Here is a 25966-nt window from a genome sequence, read left to right as displayed (position 1 = left end):
TTGCGATCTCCCTCGTTTATGGGAGCCCTGCCAGTTGGCCGGGCAGCCGCGCTTTACCAATGCCGAAAGGCGGTAGGGTGAGGAAAGTCCGGGCTCCACGGAGACACGGTGCCGGATAACGTCCGGCGAGGGCGACCTCAGGGAAAGTGCCACAGAAAGCAAACCGCCTGTCATGACAGGTAAGGGTGAAAGGGTGGGGTAAGAGCCCACCGCATTTCCGGCAACGGATATGGCACGGTAAACCCCACCGGGAGCAAGACCGAATAGGGATGACGCGGCGGGCCGAAAGGCCTTCCGGCCGGTTTCCAGGCCAGTCATCCGGGTGGGTTGCGCGAGGCAGCGTGCGAACGCTGTCCCAGAGGAATGGCTGCCACGTTCCGGTTCACGCCGGAGCCATACAGAACCCGGCTTACAGGCCAACTGGCGATTCATCTTTGTGGCACGAAAGCTCCCTGAATTATCGGCCCGTTTCCAGTAACTCATTGAATAGAAAGTGTTGAAGCGACTGCTTATGCAGCCGACCGTGGAAATTTCTTTTTGCACAATCACCATTCCCGGCGGCCTGCGAAGAGGCGATCCTAACCCTTTGTTAAACTTAACGGGTTATAAATTTTTGATTATGCGTTCGTTGCAAAACGGGCGCATCCCATTGACGCCCATATGGTCCCATGCTATCCCAAATGCGCACTGCACCGGGGCAATCACCTGCCCATTCATCGCAAAGCAAAGGCGTCTTCCTCTCCGGAAGCGTCGGGTGGGATTTTTCTCATCCGGCTTGCGAAGCTGTGCCTGATATGGGGAGTTTCGGGCGTCGTTTGGTCCGGATCCCTGCGGGAACGGATGTTTCGTGTCATGAGCCGCTTCCTTTCGAATGCGACCAACAGGATCGATGCCAAGGGCAGGGTTTCCGTGCCTTCGGCCTTTCGTTCCGTGCTGGCGCAGCGCAATATCCAGGAGCTTTACTGCTTTCAGGATTTTGTGTTTCCGGCGATCAGCGTCGGCGGTTTGGATCTTCTCGAGCGATTCGAGCGGCAGATCGCTGCGGAAGATCCGTTTTCGCCGGACGCGAACGAGATGTCGCTTCTGATTCACGGGGGCGGGGTCTTCATGAAGCTCGATGCCGAGGGGCGGTTGATGGTCACGGATTTCATCCGCGGCTTCACCGGCATCTCGGACGAAGTGACCTTCGTCGGTCGAGCGGATCATTTTCAGCTCTGGCAGCCGCAGGCATTTCTGGCGGCGCAGGCGCAGGCACGAGGGGAGCGCAAGCTGGCGGGCAAGCGTTCCTGAAAGGACGAGGGAACGGAATGGCGGCGAATCCTGGCGGAGGTTCAACTGATGCCGGTGGCGGACCGGTTCGTCACATTCCTGTTCTTCTCGAAGAAGTCCTGGCGGCGCTGGCGCCCGCGCCCGGCAAGCTCATCCTCGACGGTACATTCGGTGCGGGTGGCTACACTTCGGCCATTCTTGCTGCCGGCGCCGAGGTGATCGCGCTCGACCGCGATCCGACGGCGATAGCGGCGGGGCAGGCGATGGTCGCCGCGCATGGTGGCCGCCTCAGGCTCGTTCATTCACAATTCTCGCATCTCGCCGATCATGCGCCGCAGGGCGGGCTCGATGGCGTCGTTCTCGACATCGGCGTTTCCTCCATGCAGCTCGATGAGGCCGAGCGTGGCTTCTCCTTTCAGAGGAACGGGCCGCTCGACATGCGCATGTCGGCGACAGGCGTTTCGGCCGCCGATGTCGTCAATCGCGCCAAGGTCGCCGATCTCATCCGCATCTTCCATTTTCTCGGCGAGGAGAGCCGGGCGCCGCGCATTGCGCATGCGATCGAGAAGCGCCGCTCTGAAAAGCCGTTCGAGACGACACGCGATCTTGCTGGTCTCATCGAACTGGTCACGCCGCGCAAGATGAAAGACAAGATTCATCCGGCGACGCGCGTCTTCCAGGCGCTGCGCATCTTCGTCAATGACGAACTCGGCGAACTGGCGCAGGCATTGTTTGCGGCGGAAACGGTGCTGAAGCCCGGCGGGCGGCTCGTCGTCGTCACCTTCCATTCGCTCGAAGACCGCATCGTCAAGAAGTTCTTTTCCGACCGCGCCGGCAAGGCGTCGGGTTCGCGACACCTGCCGGCCACACATGAGCGGGCGGCAACCTTTACGGTTGTGGGCAAATCGATGGTTTCGGCCAGCGAGGCGGAGGCCGAGGTCAATCCGCGCGCCCGCTCGGCCAAGCTGCGCGCCGGCCAGAGAACGGGCGCCGCCGCCGAGGCCGCAGATATGTCGCTCTTTGGGTTTCCCAATCTAGCCAGCCTTGGAAAGCTTGGAGGTTGATGTGCTGAAAACGTTCGATCTCGTGCTCATCGGCGTCATGACGGCAACTGCCGCCGTCACCTACACGATCAAGCATCGCGCCGAATTGAAGCTCGACGAGGTTCATCGCCTCGAAGCCGAAATCAAACTGGAGAAGGATACGATCGACCTTCTCAAGGCCGATTGGGCGCTGCAGTCGCAGCCGAACCGGCTGGAGCGGCTGGTCAAGGCCTATAATGACGAGCTGCAGCTGCAGCCGACGGAATCGACGGCGCTGGTGCATGCCAGGGAATTGCCGATGCCGAAATCCGAGGTTCCCGTGCCCGACGTGACGGAGGCCAAAGCCGGAGCCAAGGGTGCGACCGTGGCCGGCGCCAAGAGCGCGACCGCAGCGGCCAAGGGGCAGCCCGTTCCAAAGGCCGCGCCGCGCGACGAGGCCGAGGATGAAGCAGACGAGATCGAAACGGGGTCGGTGGAATAATGTCGTTTCTTTCCCGCATAATGGTTTTGAAGAGCCAGGCGCATTTCTCCGCCGGCGTCTATAATCGTTTCGGCGGCCCTTCCGCCGGCGTGCCGATCGAGGGAACGCGCAAGAAGAAGTCGGGGCAGGCAAAGAGCCGTGTCGGCCTGCTGATCCTCGGTTTCATGGGCGTCTACGTCGTCATCGGCGGCCGCCTCGTCGAATATGCGATGAAGGATCAGGAGGTCGTCTCCAGCATCCTGCCACCCGATCGGCTGATGGCATCGCGGCCCGACATTCTCGACCGTAACGGTGAGGTGCTGGCGACCGATATCCGCACCGTCTCGCTGTTTGCCGAGCCGAACAAGATCGTCGATCCCGATGAGGCGGTCGAAAAGCTCGCAACGGTTCTGCCCGAGCTCGACGTCAAGGACACCTACAAGAAACTCTCGGTCAAGACATCGCATTTCGCCTGGCTGCGCCGGCAGCTGACGCCGAAGCAGCAGAGCCAGATCCTGGCGCTCGGCATTCCCGGCATCGGCTTCCGGCCGGAGAAGCGCCGCTTCTATCCGGGCGGATCGACCGCCGCGCACATCCTGGGTTACGTCAACATCGACAACCGCGGTGTTGCCGGCATGGAGAAGTTCATCGACGACCAGGGGCTCGCGGATCTCGCCTCGGTCGGCATGACCAGCGATCAGCCGCTCGAGCCGGTGCGGCTGTCGATCGACCTGCGCGTCCAGAACATCGTCAGGGACGCTGTCGTCAACGCCGTCAACAACTTCCAGTCCAAGGGTGCAGGGGCGGCGGTCATCGACGTGCATACCGGAGAAGTGCTGGCAATGGCATCGGCGCCGGATTTCGATCCGAACGATCCGCAGGAGGGCGCCAAGGACGGCTGGCTCAACCGGATGACCAACGGCACCTTCGAAATGGGATCGACCTTCAAAACCTTTTCGCTGGCAATGGCGCTTGATACCGGCAAGGTGAAGATGTCCGACACGTTCGATGCCAGCAAGCCGATCTATATCGGCGGCTTCACCATCCACGATTTTCACGGGCAGCGCCGCTGGCTGACCGTGCCTGAAATTTTCCAGTACTCTTCGAATATCGGCACGGCGCGCGTCATCGACATCGTCGGCATCGACGCGCAGAAGGACTATCTGACCAAGTTCGGCCTCTTGACGAAGATGCAGACCGAATTGCCGGAAGTGAAGATGCCGAGCCAGCCGCGGGTGTGGAAGAAGATCAATTCGATCACGATTTCCTTCGGTCACGGGGTCTCGACGACGGCGCTGCAGACGGGGGTGGCGGCGGCGGCTCTCGTCAACGGCGGCAAGCTGATCGAGCCGACATTCCTGCCGCGCACACGCGAAGAGGCCGACCAGATCGCCAAGCAGGTGATCAAGAAGTCGACCAGCGACGAGATCCGCTACCTCCTTGATTTCAACGGTTTCAAGGGTTCGGGCCGCGTGGCGCGCGTGCCGGGTTTTGCCGTCGGAAGCAAGACCGGCACGGCCGACAAGGTCGTGAACGGACGGTATTCCTCGACGCTGAACTTCAACTCCTTCATCGCCGCCTTCCCGATCAACGACCCCAAATATGCGGTGATCACCTTCTGCGACGAGCCGAAGACCGGCGAGAAACAATATGGTGGAACGATCTCCGCCGGTACCGCCGGCCCGATTGCCCGTGAGATCATCAGCCGCGCCGCTCCCATTCTCGGCATCGAGCCGAAATTCGGGGAGGGTGGTTCGGCCTTGCTGGTGTCTTATTGAGCGTGAATGAATATCGACGCCGATTCGCGAGGGGCGGACCGGCTTCAAGAGGGAAAAGTGCATTCGATGAAATTGCGAGACCTGGCCGGAGATCAGTTTCCGGAACTTGAAGCACAGCTCGAAGGCCCGGCAGGCCTGCTCGATATTTCCGGCCTGTCTTCGGACAGCCGCAAGGTGGCGCCGGGCAATGCCTTCGTCGCGGTCGCCGGCACCAAGGCGGACGGCGCGGGCTTCATCGCGGATGCCGCCGGACGGGGTGCCGCAGTCGCGATCGCCTCCCAGGCCGTCGATGCTTCTATCCCGGTGCTTGCGGTCGGAGACCCGCGTCGCTTCCTTTCGATCGCCGCCGCGCGGTTCTACGGCAGGCAGCCCGAGATCATGGTCGCCGTCACCGGCACTGCGGGCAAGACTTCCGTCGCCTCGTTCACCCGGCAGATCTGGGCGCATGCAGGCCACGCGGCCGCGATGATCGGCACGACGGGCGTGGTTTCACCGACGCGCAATGAATATGGCGCGCTGACCACGCCGGATCCTGTCTCCCTGCACAAGCTGCTGGCCGAACTTGCCGACGAAGGCGTGACGCATGCGTCGATGGAGGCTTCCAGCCACGGTCTCGACCAGAGCCGCCTCGACGGCGTGAAGCTTTCGGCTGCCGCCTTCACCAATCTCGGCCGCGACCACATGGATTATCATCCGACCGTCGAGGCCTATATGGCCGCCAAGATGCGGCTTTTCGATACATTGCTGCCGAAGGGCGCGCCGGCGGTGATCTTTGCCGACGATCCGTGGTCAGCCCAAGCCGTCAAGGCGGCGGTCGATGCCGGTCACGATGTTCGTACCGTCGGGCGCAAGGGCGATTACCTGACGCTGAAACGTGTCGAGCATTTCCGCCACAAGCAGACGGCCGAGATCCATATCGGCGACGAGATATTCGAAGTGGACATTGCGCTGGCCGGCGATTTCCAGGTCGCCAATGCGCTGGTCGCGGCAGGGCTTGCCATGTCGACCGGTGTCGAGCCGAAAGTTGCGATGGCCGCGCTCGAAAAACTCGTCGGTGCCTCCGGCCGTCTCGAACTCGTCGGCCATACGAAGGACGGCGCGCTTGCTTATGTCGATTATGCCCATAAGCCGGAAGCGCTGGAAAACGTGCTGAATTCGGTCCGGCCTTTCACGACGGGCCGCGTCTTCGTCGTCTTCGGCTGCGGCGGCGACCGCGACCGCGGCAAGCGGCCGATCATGGGCGAAATCGCCTGCCGGCTCGCCGACGTCGTCATCGTCACCGACGATAATCCGCGCTCGGAGGAGCCGGCCGCGATCCGCTCCGAGATCATGGCGGCAGCGGCTTGCGCCTCGGAAATCGGCGATCGCGCCGCGGCGATCCGTGAGGCGGTCGGCATGCTGAGATCCGGCGATACGCTGATTGTCGCCGGCAAGGGACATGAGGAGGGGCAGACGGTTGGGAGCGTCACCTTGCCGTTCTCCGATCATGCGGAGGTGCGCAAGGCCTTGGAGGACCTGAAATCTTGAGCTGGCTCTGGACGACCGAAGATATGATCGCAGCGATGGCGGGGCGCCCCTTCGGCACGCTGCCCGAAGGCATCACCGGCATTTCCATCGACAGCCGCTCGATTACATCAGGCGAAGCCTTCTTCGCGATCAAGGGCGACCGCGTCGACGGCCACGACTATGCGTCGATGGCGATGGCCAACGGCGCTTCTCTTCTCGTCGTCAGCGAGGCGCGGCTTCCGGCGATGGGCCGTCTCACAGTGCCGATGATCGTCGTCGACGACGTGCTCGCGGCGCTCGGGCGTCTGGGGCAGGCCTCCCGAGAGCGCTCGCGCGCAAAAATCATCGCGGTGACCGGGTCGGTCGGCAAGACCACCACCAAGGAAATGCTGCGGCACGTGCTGTCGCCTTCCGGCAAGGTGCATGCCTCCGTCGCTTCCTTCAACAACCACTGGGGCGTGCCGCTGACGCTGGCGCGCATGCCTGACGATACGGATTACGGCGTCTTCGAAGTCGGGATGAACCATCCGGGCGAAATCCGGCCGCTGGTGGCGATGATCCGCCCTGATGTCGCTGTCATCACGACGATCGCGCCGGCCCATCTCGGCAATTTCAAGAGTATCAAGGAGATCGCCGCCGCCAAGGCTGAGATCTTCGAAGGGCTCGAAGCCGGCGGCCATGTCGTGCTCAACCGCGACAACGACCAGTTCAATTTCCTCGACCGCACCGCGCAGTCGCTCGGCGTCGAGCATATCCATTCCTTTGGCCAGCATGCCAAGGCTGATTTCCGGCTCGCGGAATTCAACGGCTCCGACGAGAATTCGACGCTGTGGCTGACGATCGGTGGCGAGACGCTGGAAGTGGCGATCGGCGCGCCGGGCCGCCATATCGCCGAGAATGCGCTTGCCGCGCTCGGTGTCGTCAGGATCGTCGGCGCCGACATGGAGAAGGCAATCGCCGCGCTTGCGACGCTGAAACCGGAAAAGGGCAGGGGCAAGCGCCACCGCCTTTCGATCGGCGGCGGCAACGCCAGCTTCACGCTGATCGACGAGAGCTACAATGCCAACCCGGCCTCGATGCGCGCGGCGATCGCGCTGCTTGCGGCCGCCGAGCCGACCGGCCGCGGACGCCGCATCGCCGTACTCGGTGACATGCTCGAAATGGGCGAGTATGCCGAGAAGGTTCACAGCGATCTCGCCGGGCCGCTACTTGCGGCCGGCATCGAACATGTCTGGCTCGCCGGCGCCGACATGGCAGCGCTGAAAGAATCATTGCCGGAAAGCGTCCATGTCGAGTACTGCGAAAAGACCAGCGAATTGACGGACTACGTGTTGAACTCGGTCGCCCCGGGCGACGTGTTGATGGTGAAATCGTCTCTGGGCATCGGCTTCGGCAAGATCGTCGCCGCGCTTCTTGACAAGTTCCCGGCATTTTCCGACACGCAACGCGAACTTTGACCGGGTAACAAGGGGCCCTGAATGCTGATCTGGCTTGTCGAACTGTCGGAATATTTCAAATTTCTGAACCTGTTCAGATATATTACCTTCCGCACGGGCGCCGCTCTCTTCACCTCCGCACTGATCGTGTTCCTGTTCGGGCCGGCCATCATCAATTCGCTGCGCATCCGCCAGGGCAAGGGCCAGCCGATCCGCGCCGACGGGCCGCAGACGCATTTCAAGAAGGCCGGCACGCCGACCATGGGCGGGTTGATGATCCTGGCCGGCATCATCGGTGCGTCGCTGCTCTGGGCTGACCTTTCCAATGTCTATGTCGTCGCCACGCTGCTGGTGACGCTCGGCTTCGGCGCCATCGGCTTCTATGATGATTATCTCAAGGTGACGAAGCAGAGCCACAAAGGCTTCTCCGGCAAGGCGCGTCTCGGAATCGAGTTCATCATTGCCGGCATCGCCGTCTATTTCATGATGCGCACCGCCCTTGCCTCGGGAACCGCCGGCTCGACCTTTGGCTCCTCGATCGCCTTTCCCTTCTTCAAGGACTTCCTGATCAATCTCGGCATCATGTTCGTGGTGTTCGGCGGGTTCGTCATCGTCGGCGCCGGCAATGCCGTCAACCTGACCGATGGCCTGGATGGTCTCGCCATCGTGCCTGTGATGATCGCCGCCGCCTCGTTCGGCGTCATCGCCTATCTCGCCGGCAACGTGGTGTTTGCGAATTACCTGCAGATCAATTTCGTGCCCGGCACCGGCGAACTGGCCGTCGTGCTCGGCGCAGTCATCGGCGCGGGCCTCGGCTTCCTCTGGTTCAATGCGCCGCCGGCGGCCATCTTCATGGGCGACACCGGTTCGCTGGCGCTTGGCGGCACGATCGGCACCGTCGCTGTCGCCACCAAGCACGAGATCGTCATGGCGATCATCGGCGGCCTCTTCGTCATGGAGACGCTGTCGGTCATCATCCAGGTCGGCTTCTTCAAGATGACCGGCCGGCGCGTCTTTCTGATGGCGCCGATCCATCATCACTTCGAAAAGAAGGGCTGGACGGAAAGCCAGGTGGTGATCCGCTTCTGGATCATAGCCGTCGGCCTGGCGCTGCTCGGCCTTTCGACCCTGAAGCTCCGGTGAGGCGGCGATGATCCCGGTCACGACGCTGAAAGACAGGAAGGTCGCGCTCTTCGGGCTCGGCGGCTCCGGTTTCGCCACCGCGCGCGCGCTCATCTTGGGCGGCGCCCATGTGACCGCCTGGGACGACAACCCCGACAGCGTCGCCAAGGCTGCGGCAGAAGGTATCCACACCGAGGAACTGCACACGATCGACTGGAGCCAGCAGTCGCTTTTCGTGCTTTCGCCCGGCGTGCCGCTCACCCATCCGAAGCCGCACTGGACCGTCGATCTGGCGCGCGCCGCCGGCGTCGATATTGTCGGCGACGTCGAGCTCTTCGTGCGCGAGCGCCGCGCCCACGCGCCGGATTGCCCCTTCATCGCCATCACTGGCACCAACGGCAAGTCGACGACGACGGCGCTGATCGCCCATATCCTGAAATCAGCGGGCTATGATACGCAGCTCGGCGGCAATATCGGCACGGCCGTGCTGACGCTCCATCCACCGAAGACAGAACGTTATTACGTCGTCGAATGCTCCTCCTACCAGATCGACCTGGCGCCGACGCTGAATCCGTCCGCTGGCATCCTGCTCAACCTGACGCCCGATCACCTCGACCGTCACGGCACGATGCAGCATTATGCCGACGTCAAGGAGCGGCTGGTCGCCGGCAGCGATGTCGCGGTCGTCGGCATCGACGACAGCCATTCGGCGCTGATCGCCGACCGCGTTGAGCGGGCAGGCGTCAAGGTAGTCCGCATCTCGCGGCGTAACGTGGTGGCCGAAGGCATCTACGCCGAGGGCACGAAACTCGTTCAGGCCGCCGGCGGCGCCATCTTGCCCTTCGTCGATCTCGACGGCATTCAGACGTTGCGCGGCAGCCACAATGCGCAGAATGCCGCGGCTGCCGTCGCCGCCTGCCTTGCGGTCGGTGTTTCCGCCGACGACATCAGCTCCGGCCTTGCTTCATTTCCGGGTCTCAAGCATCGCATGCAGCCGGTCGGCAGACGTGGCCGTGTCGTCTTCGTCAACGATTCCAAGGCCACCAATGCCGATGCCGCGGCGCCGGCCCTCTCGAGCTACGACCGTATCTACTGGATTGCCGGCGGCCTGCCGAAATCTGGCGGCATCACGACGCTCGCTCCTTATTTTCCGCGTATCGCCAAGGCCTATCTGATCGGCGAGGCGGCGGCGGAATTCGCGGCGACACTCGGGGAGGCCGTGCCCTACGAAATTTCAGGCACGCTGGAGAGGGCAGTCGCGCATGCCGCCGCCGACGCGGATAGCGACGATGCGGCCGCTTCGGCCGTGATGTTATCCCCGGCTTGCGCAAGCTTCGACCAGTATAAGAACTTCGAAGTCAGGGGCGATGCCTTCGTCAGCCACGTGGCAGCCCTTGACGGAGTGACGATGCTGATCGGTCCTGTAGCAGGAGAGAAATGACATGGTAAGCCGCGCGGAACGTGGGCCTCTGGCCGATTGGTTCTGGACCATCGACCGCTTCTTCCTGGCGATGTTCATCCTCCTGATGGGCATCGGCTTCATGCTGTCGTTTGCGGCATCTCCCGCGGTCGCCGAGCGTATCGGGCTGGAACCCTTCCACTTCGTCAAGCGTCATGCGGCCTTCATGATTCCGTCGATCGCCGTCATGCTCGGGCTGTCCTTCCTGACGCCGCGCCAGGTTCGGCGGACTGCGATCCTGCTCCTGATCATTTCGCTCGCCATGATGGTGCTGGTGCTGTTCGTCGGGCAGGAGGTCAAGGGCGGCAGGCGCTGGATCTGGATCGCCGGCCTTTCCATCCAGCCCTCCGAATTCATGAAGCCTGCCTTCGTCGTCGTCTGCGCCTGGCTGTTTGCCGAACACGCTCGTCAGCCTGAAATTCCCGGCAACCTCTTCGCCATCATTCTGTTCGGCATCGTCGCCGCCCTTCTCGTCGCCCAGCCGGACCTCGGCCAGACCATCCTGACGACGGCCGTCTGGGGCGGCATGTTCTTCATGGCCGGCATGCCATGGATCTGGATCATGCTGCTCGGCATCGGCGGCGTCGGCGGCCTGTTCACCGCCTATTACGTCTTTCCGCACGTGGCGCTGCGTATCGACAAGTTCATGACAGGCGAGGGCGACACGTTCCAGATCGACACGGCGCGCGAGGCGATCATCCGCGGCAGCTGGTTCGGCCAGGGGCCGGGCGAAGGCATCGTCAAGCGGATCATCCCCGACGCCCATACCGACTTCATCTTTTCGGTGGCGGCCGAGGAATTCGGCATCGTCTTCTGCATGGCGCTTGTTGCGCTCTTTACGGTGCTGGTGCTGCGCGGCCTGTCGCATGCCTATCGCGAGCGCAATGATTTCAACCGCTTTGCCGTCGCCGGCCTGGTGCTGCAGATGGGCATCCAGTCGATCATCAATATCGGCGTCAACCTCGAACTGCTGCCAGCAAAGGGCATGACGCTGCCGCTGATTTCCTACGGCGGTTCGTCCATGGTGGCGATCTGCGTCACTGCCGGCTTCATTCTGGCGCTGACGCGCCATCGACCGGAAAAGCGCGCGCAGGACCGGAGCCTTTTCCGCGTCCCGCACGGTATGCCGGCGGAGTAAGGGATCATGAGCAAAGGCATCGTGCTGCTTGCCGCCGGGGGGACCGGCGGCCACGTATTCCCGGCGGAGGCGCTGGCCTTCAAGCTGAAGGAGCGTGGCTACTCGGTGCATCTCGTCACCGACAGCCGGGCGGAGCGCTATGCCGGCAAATTCCCGGCCGAGGAAATTCACGTTGTGCCTTCGGCGACGATCGGCTCGAAGAACCCGGTTGCCGTCGCCCGCTCGCTGTGGACGCTTTGGAGCGGCATGCGGGCGGCCAAAAAGCTGATCCAGCGGCTGAAACCCGTCATCATCGTCGGTTTCGGCGGTTACCCCACCGTGCCGCCGCTGCTGGCCGCCACGCGGCTCGGTATCGCCTCTATGCTGCATGAGCAGAATGCTGTCATGGGGCGCGCCAACAAGGCCTTGGCGCCGCGCGTCAAGGCGATCGCGGGCGGTTTTCTTAAGGAGAGCGGCGATGTTTTTTCCGACAAGACGGTTGCGACCGGCAATCCCGTGCGTCCGGCGATCCTGGCGGCGGCCGAACAGCCCTATCTCCCCTCGCATCCCGGCGAGCCCTTCAATCTCGTCGTCTTCGGCGGCAGCCAGGGCGCTCAGTATTTCTCCAAGGCCATGCCAACGGCAATCAGCTTGCTCGACGACGAGCTGCGGGCGCGGCTCAGGGTGACCCAGCAGGTTCGTCCGGAGGATATGGAGATGGTGCGCGGCTGCGTGGCGCAGCTGCAGATGGGAGCCGATATCGCGCCGTTTTTCAATGACATGGCAGAGCGTCTTGCCAAAGCGCATCTGGTGATCTGCCGCTCCGGCGCGTCCACGGTTTCGGAAATCTCCGTCATCGGACGCCCGGCCATTCTGGTGCCTTATCCGCACGCGCTCGACCATGATCAGGCGGCGAACGCCGCCGCATTGGCTGCGACCGGCGGGGCGAAGGTGATCGCGCAGTCCGAGCTTTCGCCGGAACGCATCGCCTCTATACTGAGCCATGTGATGAACGATCCGGAAAAGCTGTCGCACATGGCGGCGGCGGCGAAGCTTGCCGGGAAACCGGATGCGGCAAACTTGCTTGCCGACATGGTTGAGGCTATTGCCGCCGGCAAGACAGTCTCAGAATTCAAGAGGACACGCGCATGAAACTGCCGAAGGCGATCGGTCTCGTCCATTTCATCGGCATTGGCGGCATCGGCATGAGCGGCATCGCCGAGGTGCTGCACAATCTCGGCCATAAGGTGCAGGGATCGGACCAGGCCGACAGCGCCAATGTTCAGCGCCTGCGTGACAAGGGCATCGAGGTGTTCGTCGGCCATCGGGCTGAAAATCTGGGTGACGCTGAGGTCGTCGTCGTGTCGACGGCGATCAAAAAGAGCAATCCGGAACTCATCGCGGCGCGGGAAAAGCTGCTGCCGGTGGTGCGCCGGGCCGAGATGCTCGCCGAACTGATGCGCTTCCGCAATGCGATTGCCATCGGCGGCACGCACGGCAAGACGACGACCACCTCGCTGGTCGCGACCCTGCTCGAAGCCGGCGGGCTCGACCCGACCGTCATCAACGGCGGCATCATCAACGCCTACGGCACCAATGCCCGTATGGGTGAGGGCGAATGGATGGTGGTCGAGGCCGACGAATCGGATGGCACCTTCCTGAAGCTTCCGGCCGACGTCGCCGTCGTCACCAATATCGACCCGGAGCATCTCGACCATTACGGCAATTTCGATGCCGTGCGCGCCGCCTTCCGGCAGTTTGTCGAGAATGTGCCGTTTTACGGCTTCGGCGTCATGTGTCTCGACCATCCCGAGGTGCAGTCGCTGGTCGGCCGCATCGAGGACCGCAAGATCATCACCTATGGCGAGAATCCGCAGGCCGACGTGCGCTTCAAGAATGTGCGCATCGACGGCACGCGCTCGATTTTCGACGTCGAAATCCGCCGCCGCCGCACCGGCCAGGTGACCGAGCTCAAGGGGCTGGTCATGCCGATGCCAGGGCGGCACAATATTTCCAACGCGACGGCGGCGATCGCTGTCGCCAACCGGCTCGGCATCTCGAGCGCCGATATCGCCAAGGGGCTTGCCTCCTTCGGCGGCGTCAAGCGCCGCTTCACCTTGACGGGCGAATGGAACGGAGTGCAGATCTTCGACGATTACGGCCATCATCCGGTCGAGATCAAAGCGGTGCTGCGTGCTGCCCGCGAAGCCTGCAAGGGCCGCATCATCGCCGTCCACCAGCCGCATCGTTACAGCCGCCTCGCAAGCCTGTTCGAAGAATTCGCGGCCTGCTTCAACGATGCCGACAGCATTTTTCTGGCGCCCGTCTATGCTGCGGGTGAAGATGCGATCGAAGGCGCCGACTCCACGTCGCTCGTCTCGCGCATCAAATCCGGCGGCCATCGCGACGCCCGCTTCCTGTCTTCGGCCGAGCTTCTGCCGCAGATGGTTGCAGAGGTTGCAAAGCCTGGCGATTTCGTGGTTCTGTTGGGGGCTGGGAGCATCACATCCTGGGCAGCCGCACTGCCCAAACAACTGGAAGGCCTATCGGGAAAGTCCGTATGAAACAGGTGAATGGGGAAAAGCTTCTCGCGTCTCTCGGAGACGGTGTAAAGGATATCCGCGGCCGTATCACGCCGGATGCTCCCATGGATCGCGTCACCTGGTTCCGGGCCGGCGGGCTCGCCGAGCTGATGTTCCAGCCGCATGATCTCGACGATCTCATCGCCTTCCTGAAGATCCTGCCGGAAGAGGTGCCGCTGACGGTGATCGGTGTCGGCTCCAATATCCTGGTGCGCGACGGCGGCATTCCCGGCGTCGTGCTGCGCCTGTCGGCCAAGGGCTTCGGCTTCGTCGAGCTGGCCGGTGAAAACCGCATCCTTGCCGGCGCCATCTGCCCGGACAAGCATGTCGCGGCGATGGCGATGGACAACGGGATCGGCGGCTTCCATTTCTACTACGGCATTCCCGGCGCCATCGGCGGCGCGGCCCGCATGAATGCCGGTGCCAACGGCGTGGAGACGCGCGAGCGGCTGGTCGAGGTCAACGCGGTCGATCGCAAGGGCAACAAGCATGTGCTGTCCAATGCCGAAATGGGCTATTCCTACCGACATTCCGCAGCACCCGCCGACCTGATCTTCACCTCAGTGCTATTCGAGGGCTATCCGGAGGATCGCGCCCAGATCCGCGCAGAGATGGACGCTGTGCGCAATCACCGAGAGACGGTGCAGCCGGTGCGCGAGAGGACCGGCGGTTCGACCTTCAAGAACCCGCCCGGCCATTCTGCCTGGAAGCTGATCGACGAGGCGGGCTGTCGCGGCCTCGTCATTGGCGGCGCCCAGATGTCGTCGCTTCACTGCAACTTCATGATCAATATGGGGCAGGCGACCGGCTACGACCTTGAATATCTCGGCGAGCAGGTGCGCCGCGAGGTGTTCGAGAAAGAAGGCATCAAGCTCGAATGGGAAATCAAGCGCCTCGGTGTCTTCATGCCCGGCCGCGAAGTGCGCCCGTTCCAGGGTGTCACCAGCGAATAACGGCTACTTCACCGCCAGTTTCAGTCCCTGGCGCGGCGTGACGACGGGCGTCCAGCCCAGAACCTTGCGCGCCCAGGATATGTCGACCTGCAGCGAGCCGCAGAGGCGTTGATAGACGGACTCCTTCCCGACAGCCTTCGCCGCCATGTGCAGCAATGAGGACGGGAAGGGGATCAACATCGGCTTGACGCCGAGCCCCGCGGCAATTCCCCGGATGAGCTCGGGGGTCGACAGGTCCTCACCGTCTCCGGCAAGGAAAATCTCGCCGGCGGCGGCGGGATGTGCCGCGCAGGTGATGATCAGATCGACGAGATTTTGCACCGCCACCAATGTGCGGCGGTTCTTCAGTGAAGCGAAGGGGAGCGGTATCCGCTTGCGGACGAGCCCGACGAGAAGGGCGAAGTTGCCTCTCGCGCCGGGCCCGTAGACCAGCGGCGGGCGGATGACGACGATTTCCATGCCGGTGCGGGCGGCGATTTCACGCAGACCGATTTCGCTTTCCAGCTTCGAAACGCCGTAGGGATCGATCGGCTTCGGCGCGTCGTCATGCCGGAACGGCCGATCGTTCTCTTCGCCATTGACCTTGATGGTACTGACGAAGACGAATCTCTTCACGCCCGCGCGGGCGGCCTGTTCGGCGAGGTTGAGCGTGGCGGCGGTGTTGGTCCGGCGGAATTCCGCCAGCGGATCGGCTGCACGGTCGTTCATGATGTGAACGCGGGCGGCAAGATGGAGAATGACGTCGACGCCTGCAAGTGCCGCCGTCCAGTCGGTCCTGTCGGTTATTTCAATCGGAAAATGCGTGATATCTTGGGGAAAGGCAGACGTCTCGGATCTGGTGGTGACCACAAGATCGCAAATTTTCTCTGCGTGCAGCCGCTCGACAAGTGGGCTACCGACGAAGCCGGCAGCGCCGGTGACGAGACATCTCATGATCTTCTCCCTGCTCATCCATATGCCTTCGCTAACCGGAAGTCGGACCGGCATCAATAAAAAAGCAGGGATGACCGCGCGACGCGGCTCTCTGCATTAATCAATCAGGCTGTCGGCCGCCGTTGCGGGATGACATCTCAGTCCTTTGACTGAGCCCGTCTCGGTTCAGCGCGACACGATATCTTATTGAAGAGACGGGATTTTTCGCCCCTGCTTGAGTGCTGCTCGGGATGGTGTGGGAATGGTGGCGAAATGAGCAAAAGGTAAAAGATCGCGAATTTCCAGGGCAGAAGTTAACGAAAGTAAACACTTCATTAACCATAATGATGCTCTAATGCATGCAGATCGGACAAAGGCCCGAAACGGCGCAAACAGCTTCGCGCAAGCGTCGTTTTCAAAAGTGGCAGTTATTTTTGGGGGTGTTGATGAGTCGCAAGCATGTCGCTGTCCTGATGGGCGGATTTTCCTCGGAGCGGCCCGTGAGCCTTTCCTCGGGAAAGGCTTGCGCAGCAGCCCTCGAAGCCGAAGGCTTCAAGGTGACGTGCATCGACGTTGCGCGCGACGTTTCCGAGAAGCTTGCGGCGCTGAAGCCCGATGTTGTCTTCAACGCGCTTCACGGACCTTTTGGCGAGGATGGCACCATCCAGGGCATCCTCGAATATCTCGAGATCCCCTATACGCATTCGGGTGTGCTTGCCTCGGCGCTGGCGATGGACAAGGACAAGGCGAAGCTCGTCGCGGCCGCTGCCGGCATTCCGGTTGCCGAATCGCAGGTTATCAACCGTTTTGCCTTTCCTTCGGTGCATCCGATGAAGCCGCCCTATGTGGTAAAGCCGGTTCGCGAGGGGTCGAGCTTCGGCGTCGTCATCGTAACGGAAGATCAGACGCATCCGCCGCAGGTCGTCAGCTCGCCCGAGTGGCATTATGGCGAGGACGTCCTCGTTGAGCGCTATGTCTACGGCCGCGAACTCACCTGCGGCGTCATGGGCGAGACTGCGCTTGGTGTCACCGAAGTGGTGCCGCAGGGACACAATTTCTATGATTACGATTCCAAGTATGCGGCGGGCGGTTCAAAACACGTCATCCCGGCGAAAATTTCACCGAATATTTACCAAAAAATACAAACATTGGCTCTAAGGGCGCATCAGGCAATCGGTTGTCGCGGCGTCAGTCGGTCCGACTTTCGTTACGACGATCGTTTCTCCGAAGACGGCGAAATCATCTGGCTGGAGATCAATACCCAGCCCGGCATGACTCCAACCTCGCTCGTGCCCGAAATGGCCGGCCATGCCGGTTATTCCTTTGGTGAGTTTCTCCGGTGGATGGTGGAGGACGCGTCTTGTTTGCGTTGACGGTCAAGAGGATAGGGCGTCCCAGCCATCATGCCGTGCTTCCGACCGTGGAAGCCGAAGAGCGATTCGTGCTGCCGCGTCCGTTGCGCCGCGTCACTCGTTTCCTCATCAGCCTCGGCAGCGGCCGTATCTATATCCCGCCCCATACCGGCACCGTCTCGTCGCTGGCTTTCCTGGTTGCGACGGGGCTTTACGGCATGTCGCTCGGCGGCCACACGGAAGCCGTCGCGCAGGCGACGACGACGGCCGCGGGCTTTGCGATCGAGGACGTGAAGGTCTCCGGCAATTCGGAAACCTCCGAAATCGAAATCCTGCAACTGATCGGCCTTGACGGCACGACCTCGCTGGTCGCGCTCGACGTTGATGCCGCCCGCCGGAAGATTGCCCATCTCCCCTGGGTCGAAAGCGTCGAGGTCCGCAAGGTCTATCCGAAGACGATCGAGGTGAAGCTCAAGGAGCGTCAGGCCTATGCAATCTGGCAGCACGGGCAGGAGCTTTCGCTGATCGAAAAGAACGGCAGCGTCATTGCGCCGCTGCGCGACAACAAGTTTTCGTCGTTGCCGCTCGTCGTCGGCCGCGATGCGGAAACGGCAGCGGCTTCGCTCGACGACGCCTTCTCGAAGTGGCCGGACGTGAAGGCGCGCGTGAAGGCCTATGTCTGGATATCCGGCCGTCGCTGGGACCTGCACATGGACAATGGCGTCGTCGTCAAGCTGCCGGAAGACGGCATCGACCAGGCGCTGGCGACGCTGTCGAAATTCGACAAGCAGCATCAGCTGCTGGAGCGTGATATCGCTGCGGTCGACCTGAGATTGCCGGACAGAACCGCGATCCAGCTGACGCCGGAAGCGGCGGTTCGCCGGCAGGCGGCGGTAACGGAGCGTACGAAAGAATTGAAGAAGGCGGGGCAGAATATATGAGCTTGTTCGGTTCATCCCATTTCGGATTGCCGCGCCTGAAGCCGCTTTCGTCGAAGCGGTCGCATATCGTTTCGGTGCTCGACATCGGTTCGACCAAGGTCGTCTGCATGATCGGCCGGCTGACGCCGCGCGAAGAAAGTCAGATCCTGCCGGGCCGCACACACAATATCGAAATCATCGGCATCGGCCATCAGCGCTCCCGCGGCATCAAGACCGGCGTCATCGCCGATCTTGACGCGCTGGAAGGCGTCATCCGTCTCGCCGTCGACGCGGCCGAGCGCATGGCGGGGCTGACCGTCGAGAGCCTGATCGTCAACCTGACGGCCGGCCGCCTCGGCAGCGACATTTATACGGCGACGATCGATCTCGGCGGCCAGGAAGTCGAGCTCAACGATCTGAAGAAGGTGCTGTCGGCCGCCTGCCAGCAGTCGCTGCGCCAGGACCGTTCGGTGCTGCATTCGCTGGCGACGGGCTTCTCGCTCGACGGCGAGCGCGGGATCCGCGATCCGCTGGCGATGTATGGTGATGCGCTCGGCGTCGACATGCACGTCGTCACCGCGGAGCGCTCGGCGCTCAAGAATCTGGAGCTCAGCGTCAACCGCGCGCATCTGTCGGTCGAAGGCATCGTCGCGACGCCCTATGCATCGGGACTTGCGGCTCTCGTCGACGACGAGGTCGAGCTCGGCTGTGCGGCGATCGACATGGGCGGCGGCACGACAACGATATCGGTCTTTGCCGAAGGCAAGCTCGTTCATACGGATGCCGTCGGCCTGGGCGGCCATCACGTCACCACCGATCTGGCGCGCGGCCTTTCGACCCGCATCGAGGATGCGGAGCGGCTGAAGGTCGTGCACGCCTCTGCCCTTTCGAATTCCTCCGACGAGCGCGAGCTGATCTCGATCCCGCCGATCGGCGAGGACGATCGCGACCAGCCGTCGCAGGTGCCGCGGGCACTGGTTTCACGCATCGTTTCGGCGCGAATCGAAGAGACGATGGAGCTCATCCGCGACCGGATCCAGCGCTCCGGTTTCAGCCCGATCGTCGGCAAGCGCGTCGTCTTGACCGGCGGCGCAAGCCAGCTGACGGGCCTTGCCGAGGTGGCGCGGCGCATCCTTGCCCGCAACGTCCGCATCGGCCGCCCGATGGGCGTTTCCGGGCTGCCGACGGCGGCCAAAGGCCCGGCCTTTTCGACGGCCGTCGGCCTGATGATCTATCCGCAGGTCGCGGACATGGAGACACATGCGTCACAGAGCGGTCTGCTCATGTCGCTTGGGGGAAATAACAGTCGCATAGCCCGGATGGGCCAGTGGCTGAAGGAAAGCTTCTGAAATTTGAGTAATTGGCCGGCGTGGCGATGCGGCCAGAGAGAGAAGGAACAGGTACCATGACCATCAAGCTGCAAAAGCCTGACATCACAGAGCTGAAGCCGCGCATCACCGTGTTCGGCGTCGGTGGCGGTGGCGGCAACGCCGTCAACAACATGATCACCGCCGGCCTCCAGGGCGTCGACTTCGTCGTTGCCAATACGGATGCGCAGGCGCTCACGATGACGAAGGCCGAGCGCATCATCCAGCTCGGCGTCAACGTCACCGAAGGTCTCGGTGCCGGTTCGCAGCCGGAAGTCGGTCGCGCGGCCGCTGAAGAATGCATTGATGAGATCGTCGATCACCTGAACGGCACGCATATGTGCTTCGTCACCGCCGGCATGGGCGGCGGCACCGGTACCGGTGCTGCTCCTGTGGTCGCACAGGCCGCACGCAACAAGGGCATCCTGACGGTCGGCGTCGTCACCAAGCCGTTCCATTTCGAAGGCGGCCGCCGCATGCGTCTCGCCGAGATGGGCATCCAGGAACTGCAGAAGTCTGTCGACACGCTGATCGTCATTCCGAACCAGAACCTCTTCCGTATAGCCAACGACAAGACGACCTTCGCCGACGCGTTCGCCATGGCTGACCAGGTTCTCTATTCGGGCGTTGCCTGCATCACCGACCTGATGGTGAAGGAAGGTCTCATCAACCTCGACTTCGCCGACGTCCGCTCGGTCATGCGCGAAATGGGCCGCGCGATGATGGGCACCGGCGAGGCCTCCGGCGCCGGCCGTGCGCTGCAGGCCGCCGAAGCGGCGATCGCCAACCCGCTGCTCGACGAAACCTCGATGAAGGGCGCTCAGGGCCTGTTGATCTCGATCACCGGCGGTCGCGACCTTACGCTCTTCGAAGTCGATGAAGCCGCCACCCGTATCCGCGAGGAAGTCGATCCGGACGCCAACATCATCCTCGGCGCCACCTTCGACGAATCGCTCGAAGGCATCATCCGCGTCTCGGTCGTCGCGACCGGTATCGACCGGGCGATCAGCGAAGCCGCGGAACGCAGCTTCCAGCCGGTTGCCAAGCCCGCTATCCGTCCTTCCGCGGCTGTTGCTCCGGCAGCGGCCGCAGTACAGCCTGCGCCGGTGATGCAGGCACCTAAGGCCATCGATCCGATCGCGCAGACCATCCGCGAAGCCGAGATGGAACGCGAGCTCGAAATCCCGGCCCCGCGCGCCGCCGCACCGCTTCAGCAGCCTGCCGCGCAGCAGGAAGTCTTCCGTCCGCAGAGCAAGATCTTTGCGCCTGCACCGGAAGCTCCGGCCATGCGTCCTCAAGTGCTGCAGCAGGCTCCGGCTCCGGTGATGAGCCAGCCCATCCAGCAGCAACCAATCCAGCCGCAGCCGGTCCGGCAGGAGCCGATCATCCGTCAGGCGGCTGAACCCGTCCGCATGCCGAAGGTCGAAGACTTCCCGCCGGTCGTCCAGGCCGAGCTCGACCACCGGACGCAGGCGGCTTCCGCACATGGCCAGGAAGAACGCGGCCCAATGGGTCTGCTCAAGCGAATCACCAATTCGCTGGGACGCCGCGACGATGACGCGGTTGCCGCCGACATGACCGCCGCACCGCCGGCCGCTTCGCAGCAGCGCCGCCCGCTGTCGCCGGAGGCAAGCCTCTACGCGCCGCGCCGCGGCAATCTCGACGATCAGGGTCGCGCGGTACCGCAGGCCCGGATGATGCAGGAAGACGACCAGCTGGAAATCCCGGCATTCCTGCGCCGCCAGTCGAACTGAGATTGGCGCTTCGGCACTTTTCATGCCCGGGATTCAGGTCCCGGGCATTGCTGTTTTTCGGTCCCGAATTCTTAGCGATTTCAATCGCGTGACTTCGTAACAATGCGAAAGAAACAGTGATTTGGATTGGAAGGCCGGCGCACGTAAGTATGGTGCAAGGAAACTGCTCAAGGAGTTCCTCGCGAGGCTCCTTCTGCAGAACGAATGAGAACCGCACCGTGGAACGGATCGCTGGAGCGGAAGAATAAAGGCAGATTTTATGGCAATTGGCTTGCTGGGTTTTCAAACGACGGTATCGCGTCCCGTGACGCTCTCGGGCATCGGGGTCCATTCCGGTGCCAACGTCTCGATCACGCTCAACCCGGCGGAATCGGACACCGGCGTCGTTTTCCAGCGCCTGCATGACAATGGCGATGTCACCGAACTCAAGGCCGTCTCTTCGCAGGTCGGCAATACCGACCTCTGCACCGTGCTCGGCTTTTCGCCGATGCATTCGGTCGCGACGATCGAACACGTCATGGCCGCCATCTATGCGCTCGGCCTCGACAATGTGGTGATTGAAGTGCAGGGCGCCGAAATGCCGATCATGGACGGCAGCTCGCTGCCTTTCGTCGAGGCGATCGAGCAGGCCGGTCTTGTCTCGCTCGGCGTCAAGCGCCGCTATATCCGTATCATCAAGCCGGTGCGGATCGAGCATGGCGGATCCTGGAGCGAATTCCGTCCCTATGACGGCACGCGCTTCGAGGTCGAGATCGATTTCGACTGCCCGCTGATCGGCCGGCAGAAATGGGCCGGCGACATCAGCGCCGCGGTCTTCAAGACCGAGCTTTCCCGCGCCCGCACCTTCGGCTTCATGCGCGATGTCGAGCGGCTCTGGGCTTCGGGCCATGCGCTCGGCTCGTCGCTCGAAAATTCCGTCGTCATCTCGGATGACAACAGCGTCATCAACGTCGAAGGGCTGCGTTACGCCAAGGACGAGTTCGTCCGCCACAAGACGCTCGATGCCGTCGGCGACCTGTCGCTCGCCGGCGTCCAGTTTATCGGTTGCTACCGTTCCTATCGTGGCGGCCACAAGATGAATGCCAATGCTTTGAAGGCGCTGCTCGCCGATCCCTCCGCTTACGAAGTGGTCGAGACCTCGACGCCGCGCCAGCGTGTCGCTGCTCGGGAACTGATCGCCGTCAGCGCTTCGGAATTCGCTCCCTGGTCGGCATGACCTCCAGCATATTCCTAAGACCAGGCCGCCTCTTTCCCGGAGGCGGTTTTTTTATGTTCGCTCGCGCCACCGGCGATTGATATCTTCCGGCCGCTGCTTAGCGGCGTGGCTCGGGAAGAAGAGGAAAAGCCGGTCATTCTGCCGCTGCTGCCACAAAAATGCGTTAATGCCTTATCATTGCGTTGCTCTTGATGCACATTTGTGGCTAGAAACGCCAGCGAGGCGTGGCTGCCGTGGAGCGAGCGGCGGCAGTGGGGTTCTTTGGAATGGGTTATGCAGGATCTGAAGGTATGATGAAGACAGCGCGCGCTTTGTTCGCATCGCTTCTGGTGCTCAGCGCAGGCGCCTCGATATCCGGCTGCCAGTCGGACCCCGATATCGACATCACCAAGCTCGGTCTTGAAACCGATCCGCCCGACGTGCTCTACACCCAGGGCCTTGCCAATATGAAGGCCGGCAACATGGCGGAAGCGGCGCGCAAGTTCGACGCCATCGACCGCGAAAACCCATTCTCCGAATGGGCGCGCAAGGCGCTTGTGATGAGCACCTTCGTCAAATATCGCCAGGGCCGCCTCGACGATGCATTGGCTTCGGGCAACCGTTACATGGCGCAATATCCGAAGTCCCAGGATGCCGCGTATGTGCAGTATCTCGTCGGTCTCACCTATTCGAAGCAGATCGTCGACGTGACGCAGGACCAGCGCGCCGCGGCCAAGACGATCGAGGCGATGCAGGCCGTCATCGACAATTATCCGAACTCCGAATATGTCGACGACGCGCAGGCCAAGATCCGCTTCGCGCGCGACCAGCTCGCCGGCAAGGAAATGCAGATCGGCCGCTACTATATGGAGCGGAAGGAATATCTCGCCGCGATCTCGCGCTTCCGCATCGTCGTCGAGAAATATCCGAACACGAACCAGATCGAAGAGGCGCTCGCCCGTCTCGTCGAGGCCTATTATGCCATGGGCATCGTCGACGAGGCGCAGACCGCGGCAGCCGTTCTTGGTCACAACTACCCCGACAGCCAGTGGTACGCCGATTCCTACAAGCTGCTGCAGACCGGTGGCGCCGAGCCGCGTGAAAACAAGGGTTCGTGGATCGCTGCGGCAGGCAAGAAACTCCTGCTCGGTTCATAACTCCAATGCTGATCCAGCTTTCGATCCGCGATATCGTCCTGATCGAGCGGCTGGATCTTGCCTTCGAGACCGGCCTCTCCGTGCTGACGGGTGAGACCGGGGCGGGCAAATCCATTCTGCTCGATAGTCTTTCGCTGGCGCTCGGCGGGCGTGGCGACGGCGGTCTGGTGCGCCATGGCGAGGACAAGGGCCAGGTGACGGCGGTGTTCGACGTCGGCATGGACCACGGCGCTCGCGCGCTGCTCAGAGAAAACGGCATAGATGACGAGGGCGACCTGATCTTCCGTCGCCAGCAATCGGCGGACGGCCGTACCAAGGCCTATGTCAACGACCAGCCGGTCAGTGTGCAGCTGATGCGCCAAGCCGGCCAGATGCTGGTCGAGATTCATGGCCAGCACGACGATCGCGCTCTTGTCGACACCAATGCTCACCGCACCCTGCTCGATGCCTTCGCTGGCCTCACCGACGAGGTTGCGGAGGTCGCCCGCCTCTATCGTCTGTGGCGCGATAGCGAGCGCACACTGAAAAAACACCGCGAGAAGGTAGAAAGCGCGGCGCGCGAAGCTGACTATCTGCGCTCTTCCGTCGAGGAGCTTCAGAAGCTGTCGCCGCAGGACGGCGAAGAGGAGGAGCTCGCCGAAAGCAGGCAGAAGATGATGAAGGCCGAGCGAATCGCCGGCGATATTGCCGAAGCCTCCGAATTCCTGAACGGCAACGCCTCGCCGGTGCCCCATATCGCCTCGCTGGTGCGCCGGCTGGAGCGCAAGAGCCATGAGGCGCCGGGACTGCTCGAAGACACGGTGACGCTGCTCGATGCCGCGCTCGATCAGCTTTCCAATGCCCAGATGGAAGTCGAGGCGGCGCTGCGCAAGACCGAATACGATCCCCGGGAGCTGGAGCGGGTGGAGGAGCGGCTTTTCGCGCTGCGGGCCGCTTCGCGCAAATATTCCGTGCCGGTCGCCGAGCTGCCGGCACTTGCAGTTCGCATGATCGCCGATCTTGCCGATCTCGACGCGGGCGAGGAGAAACTCGGGCGCCTCGAAGCCGAGGTCGGCCTGGCGCGGGAGAATTACGATTCCGCGGCACGCGCACTCTCTGACAAGCGCCATCATGCCGGCACGGCGCTGGCCGCGGCCGTCATGGCCGAGTTGCCGGCACTGAAGCTCGAACGCGCCCGTTTCATGGTCGAGATCACCACCGATGCGCAGGAGGCGCTTGCCGAAGGCATCGATATCGTCGAGTTTCATGTCCAGACCAATCCGGGCACGCGGCCGGGCTCGATCATGAAGGTGGCTTCCGGCGGCGAACTGTCGCGTTTCCTACTGGCGCTGAAGGTGGCGCTCGCCGATCGCGGATCGGCGCCGACGCTCGTCTTCGACGAAATCGACACCGGCGTGGGCGGCGCCGTGGCCGATGCGATCGGCCAGCGGCTGAAGCGCCTCTCCGAACGGGTGCAGGTTCTGTCGGTTACACATGCGCCGCAGGTCGCCGCAAGAGCGGCGACACATCTGCTGATCTCCAAGGGACCGGCTGCCGAAGGCTCCGAAAAGATCGCCACGCGGGTGGCGACGATGGCGCAGACGGACCGCACCGAGGAGATCGCCCGCATGCTGGCCGGTGCGTCGGTGACCGAAGAGGCGAGGGCAGCCGCCAAGCGGCTGCTGGCCGGCAACGGCTGATCGCCTAACCCGATTTAAGGCGGCAGCGTGACAAGCACCGCGCTTCGCGCTATGCACATCTTTCCGATCCGACGCGATCCGTTGTCATGCGCCTTTTCCATTTCAGCGATGATCCCGATATTGCGGTGTTCGAGCCGTGTCCTGTTCTCACTCCCTCGGTTCGCCCGGTAGGCCGGGAATGGCTGAACGGCCCGCTCGTCTGGGCGATCGATGGCGATCATGACTTCATGTACCTCTTTCCGCGTGATTGCCCGCGCATCCTGATCTGGGCAAAACCCGAGACGGCCGAGACGGAGCGGGAGCACTGGCTTGGCGGCTGGCGGGCCGCGGCCTTCATCGAGCGCCATTGGCTGGAACGTCTCGAAGCGGAGACGATCCATCGTTATGAGATGAGGTCCGAAGGCTTCGAAGACCTTGAGGATGCGGGCATGTGGGTGTCGCGCAGACGCGTCATTCCGACGGAGCGGATTGCCATGTCGCGGCTCGATCGGGAGTTTGCGCCGCGTGGGGTGGAACTTCGGGCCGTCGATAGTCTCCCGCCGCTGAAGGGCCTCTGGCACACGAGCCTGCATGTCAGCGGCATTCGGCTGCGCAATGCGCGAGACTGGGAATGGGCCCGTTAGGCGGTGAGCTTTAGCGTTTGCTGCCGGCGCCTAAGGCGGCGCTCGTCGAGCCGGCTGGAGGCCATGACAAGCCTCACAGGTGCATGAATTGGGCGCGACCGCTCACCTCAATCTCCATTATCCCTGTGACGGACACAGGGATAAGGCCGGACAGGAGGGCGGCCCTGTCCGATAGCGGGACATCGGCATGCCAAGCACTGTATCTTGCGAGATCTGGCTGCGTAATGCCTGGGACCAAGAATAAAGCAATCTGCCCGATGCGGCAGATTCCCCCTCTCTTTT

The 25966-nt window shown here is 62.6% G+C and carries 21 protein-coding genes and 1 other RNA gene; 21 read left to right on the top strand and 1 reads right to left on the bottom strand.

What is annotated here, in order from left to right:
- Positions 1 to 30 precede the first annotated feature (30 nt).
- From rnpB to murB, 13 genes are all read left to right on the top strand, one after another.
- Positions 31 to 428, top strand: an RNA gene (rnpB, locus tag J2J99_RS15050) — RNase P RNA component class A.
- A gap of 424 nt (positions 429 to 852) precedes the next feature.
- The gene (mraZ, locus tag J2J99_RS15045; protein ID WP_004674707.1) at positions 853 to 1290 is read left to right on the top strand and encodes a division/cell wall cluster transcriptional repressor MraZ; all 438 of its coding nucleotides are present in this window, start codon (positions 853 to 855) and stop codon (positions 1288 to 1290) included.
- Positions 1291 to 1307: 17 nt separating this feature from the next.
- On the top strand, positions 1308 to 2333 hold the full coding sequence (gene rsmH / locus J2J99_RS15040) for a 16S rRNA (cytosine(1402)-N(4))-methyltransferase RsmH (RefSeq protein ID WP_168296798.1): 1026 nt from the start codon (positions 1308 to 1310) through the stop codon (positions 2331 to 2333).
- A gap of 1 nt (position 2334) precedes the next feature.
- Positions 2335 to 2793, top strand: a complete 459-nt coding sequence (gene ftsL, locus J2J99_RS15035) for a cell division protein FtsL (protein WP_168296799.1) — start codon at positions 2335 to 2337, stop codon at positions 2791 to 2793.
- Complete coding sequence (locus tag J2J99_RS15030) at positions 2793 to 4550, top strand: peptidoglycan D,D-transpeptidase FtsI family protein (RefSeq protein WP_168296800.1); 1758 nt, start codon at positions 2793 to 2795, stop codon at positions 4548 to 4550. The genes ftsL and J2J99_RS15030 overlap by 1 nt, the downstream gene beginning before the upstream one ends.
- Positions 4551 to 4556: 6 nt before the next feature.
- Positions 4557 to 6077, top strand: a complete 1521-nt coding sequence (locus J2J99_RS15025; protein WP_205918819.1) for a UDP-N-acetylmuramoyl-L-alanyl-D-glutamate--2,6-diaminopimelate ligase — start codon at positions 4557 to 4559, stop codon at positions 6075 to 6077.
- The gene (locus tag J2J99_RS15020) at positions 6074 to 7513 is read left to right on the top strand and encodes a UDP-N-acetylmuramoylalanyl-D-glutamyl-2,6-diaminopimelate--D-alanyl-D-alanine ligase (protein ID WP_168296802.1); all 1440 of its coding nucleotides are present in this window, start codon (positions 6074 to 6076) and stop codon (positions 7511 to 7513) included. Before J2J99_RS15025 ends, J2J99_RS15020 begins: the two co-directional genes overlap by 4 nt.
- Before the next feature lie 21 nt (positions 7514 to 7534).
- Entirely contained in the window at positions 7535 to 8635 is a 1101-nt protein-coding gene (gene mraY, locus J2J99_RS15015; RefSeq protein ID WP_168296803.1) for a phospho-N-acetylmuramoyl-pentapeptide-transferase, read from the top strand.
- A 7-nt stretch (positions 8636 to 8642) separates the two neighbouring features.
- Positions 8643 to 10055 carry a UDP-N-acetylmuramoyl-L-alanine--D-glutamate ligase gene (gene murD, locus J2J99_RS15010; protein WP_168296804.1) on the top strand — a complete coding sequence of 471 codons (1413 nt, stop codon included), beginning with the start codon at positions 8643 to 8645 and terminating at the stop codon, positions 10053 to 10055.
- 1 nt (position 10056) lies between these two features.
- Positions 10057 to 11211 (top strand): putative lipid II flippase FtsW, encoded by a 1155-nt coding sequence (ftsW, locus tag J2J99_RS15005; RefSeq protein ID WP_168296805.1) that lies wholly within the window; start codon positions 10057 to 10059, stop codon positions 11209 to 11211.
- Between the two features lie 6 nt (positions 11212 to 11217).
- Positions 11218 to 12342: an undecaprenyldiphospho-muramoylpentapeptide beta-N-acetylglucosaminyltransferase gene (gene murG, locus J2J99_RS15000; protein WP_168296806.1), complete on the top strand. Its 1125-nt coding sequence runs from the start codon at positions 11218 to 11220 to the stop codon at positions 12340 to 12342.
- Positions 12339 to 13754 (top strand): UDP-N-acetylmuramate--L-alanine ligase, encoded by a 1416-nt coding sequence (gene murC, locus J2J99_RS14995; protein ID WP_168296807.1) that lies wholly within the window; start codon positions 12339 to 12341, stop codon positions 13752 to 13754. The genes murG and murC overlap by 4 nt, the downstream gene beginning before the upstream one ends.
- Positions 13751 to 14725 carry a UDP-N-acetylmuramate dehydrogenase gene (murB, locus tag J2J99_RS14990; RefSeq protein ID WP_168296808.1) on the top strand — a complete coding sequence of 325 codons (975 nt, stop codon included), beginning with the start codon at positions 13751 to 13753 and terminating at the stop codon, positions 14723 to 14725. The genes murC and murB overlap by 4 nt, the downstream gene beginning before the upstream one ends.
- Positions 14726 to 14728: 3 nt before the next feature.
- On the opposite strand, the gene J2J99_RS14985 is transcribed toward murB, so the two are convergent.
- Positions 14729 to 15658, bottom strand: coding sequence for a UDP-glucose 4-epimerase family protein (locus J2J99_RS14985; protein ID WP_168296809.1), 930 nt, complete (start codon positions 15656 to 15658; stop codon positions 14729 to 14731).
- 425 nt (positions 15659 to 16083) lie between these two features.
- Here J2J99_RS14985 and J2J99_RS14980 point away from each other — a divergent pair, with 425 nt between their 5' ends.
- The 8 genes from J2J99_RS14980 (at position 16084) to J2J99_RS14945 (ending at position 25684) form a co-directional block, all read left to right on the top strand.
- The gene (locus J2J99_RS14980) at positions 16084 to 17010 is read left to right on the top strand and encodes a D-alanine--D-alanine ligase (protein ID WP_168296810.1); all 927 of its coding nucleotides are present in this window, start codon (positions 16084 to 16086) and stop codon (positions 17008 to 17010) included.
- Entirely contained in the window at positions 16998 to 17930 is a 933-nt protein-coding gene (locus J2J99_RS14975; RefSeq protein ID WP_168296811.1) for a cell division protein FtsQ/DivIB, read from the top strand. The genes J2J99_RS14980 and J2J99_RS14975 overlap by 13 nt, the downstream gene beginning before the upstream one ends.
- Entirely contained in the window at positions 17927 to 19258 is a 1332-nt protein-coding gene (gene ftsA / locus J2J99_RS14970) for a cell division protein FtsA (protein ID WP_004668807.1), read from the top strand. Before J2J99_RS14975 ends, ftsA begins: the two co-directional genes overlap by 4 nt.
- A gap of 56 nt (positions 19259 to 19314) precedes the next feature.
- On the top strand, positions 19315 to 21030 hold the full coding sequence (gene ftsZ / locus J2J99_RS14965; protein ID WP_168296812.1) for a cell division protein FtsZ: 1716 nt from the start codon (positions 19315 to 19317) through the stop codon (positions 21028 to 21030).
- Positions 21031 to 21289: 259 nt separating this feature from the next.
- Entirely contained in the window at positions 21290 to 22246 is a 957-nt protein-coding gene (lpxC, locus tag J2J99_RS14960) for a UDP-3-O-acyl-N-acetylglucosamine deacetylase (protein WP_168296813.1), read from the top strand.
- A gap of 266 nt (positions 22247 to 22512) precedes the next feature.
- A complete protein-coding gene (locus tag J2J99_RS14955) occupies positions 22513 to 23382 on the top strand; it encodes an outer membrane protein assembly factor BamD (protein ID WP_205918820.1) in 870 nt (289 codons plus the stop codon).
- A 5-nt stretch (positions 23383 to 23387) separates the two neighbouring features.
- Positions 23388 to 25061 carry a DNA repair protein RecN gene (gene recN, locus J2J99_RS14950; RefSeq protein WP_168296815.1) on the top strand — a complete coding sequence of 558 codons (1674 nt, stop codon included), beginning with the start codon at positions 23388 to 23390 and terminating at the stop codon, positions 25059 to 25061.
- Between the two features lie 86 nt (positions 25062 to 25147).
- Complete coding sequence (locus tag J2J99_RS14945) at positions 25148 to 25684, top strand: DUF6886 family protein (protein ID WP_168296816.1); 537 nt, start codon at positions 25148 to 25150, stop codon at positions 25682 to 25684.
- Positions 25685 to 25966: the final 282 nt, after the last annotated feature.

This window comes from Rhizobium binae, assembly GCF_017357225.1.
Taxonomy (GTDB): Bacteria; Pseudomonadota; Alphaproteobacteria; order Rhizobiales; family Rhizobiaceae; genus Rhizobium; species Rhizobium binae.
The sequence above is the reverse complement of the archived record's forward strand: the minus strand, read 5'-3'. Positions and strand labels throughout refer to the sequence as shown.

Excerpts from the sequence above, each read along its gene's own strand:
- rsmH (WP_168296798.1), top strand. The coding sequence starts at position 1,308 with ATGGCGGCGAATCCTGGCGGAGGTTCAACTGATGCCGGTGGCGGACCG.
- J2J99_RS14980 (WP_168296810.1), top strand. The coding sequence starts at position 16,084 with ATGAGTCGCAAGCATGTCGCTGTCCTGATGGGCGGATTTTCCTCGGAG.
- recN (WP_168296815.1), top strand. The coding sequence starts at position 23,388 with ATGCTGATCCAGCTTTCGATCCGCGATATCGTCCTGATCGAGCGGCTG.
- mraZ (WP_004674707.1), top strand. The coding sequence starts at position 853 with ATGAGCCGCTTCCTTTCGAATGCGACCAACAGGATCGATGCCAAGGGC.
- murD (WP_168296804.1), top strand. The coding sequence starts at position 8,643 with ATGATCCCGGTCACGACGCTGAAAGACAGGAAGGTCGCGCTCTTCGGG.
- murB (WP_168296808.1), top strand. The coding sequence starts at position 13,751 with ATGAAACAGGTGAATGGGGAAAAGCTTCTCGCGTCTCTCGGAGACGGT.
- ftsA (WP_004668807.1), top strand. The coding sequence starts at position 17,927 with ATGAGCTTGTTCGGTTCATCCCATTTCGGATTGCCGCGCCTGAAGCCG.
- J2J99_RS14985 (WP_168296809.1), bottom strand. The coding sequence starts at position 15,658 with ATGAGATGTCTCGTCACCGGCGCTGCCGGCTTCGTCGGTAGCCCACTT.
- J2J99_RS15025 (WP_205918819.1), top strand. The coding sequence starts at position 4,557 with ATGAATATCGACGCCGATTCGCGAGGGGCGGACCGGCTTCAAGAGGGA.
- J2J99_RS14955 (WP_205918820.1), top strand. The coding sequence starts at position 22,513 with ATGGGTTATGCAGGATCTGAAGGTATGATGAAGACAGCGCGCGCTTTG.
- murG (WP_168296806.1), top strand. The coding sequence starts at position 11,218 with ATGAGCAAAGGCATCGTGCTGCTTGCCGCCGGGGGGACCGGCGGCCAC.
- murC (WP_168296807.1), top strand. The coding sequence starts at position 12,339 with ATGAAACTGCCGAAGGCGATCGGTCTCGTCCATTTCATCGGCATTGGC.
- lpxC (WP_168296813.1), top strand. The coding sequence starts at position 21,290 with ATGGCAATTGGCTTGCTGGGTTTTCAAACGACGGTATCGCGTCCCGTG.
- mraY (WP_168296803.1), top strand. The coding sequence starts at position 7,535 with ATGCTGATCTGGCTTGTCGAACTGTCGGAATATTTCAAATTTCTGAAC.
- ftsW (WP_168296805.1), top strand. The coding sequence starts at position 10,057 with ATGGTAAGCCGCGCGGAACGTGGGCCTCTGGCCGATTGGTTCTGGACC.
- ftsZ (WP_168296812.1), top strand. The coding sequence starts at position 19,315 with ATGACCATCAAGCTGCAAAAGCCTGACATCACAGAGCTGAAGCCGCGC.
- J2J99_RS15030 (WP_168296800.1), top strand. The coding sequence starts at position 2,793 with ATGTCGTTTCTTTCCCGCATAATGGTTTTGAAGAGCCAGGCGCATTTC.
- J2J99_RS14945 (WP_168296816.1), top strand. The coding sequence starts at position 25,148 with ATGCGCCTTTTCCATTTCAGCGATGATCCCGATATTGCGGTGTTCGAG.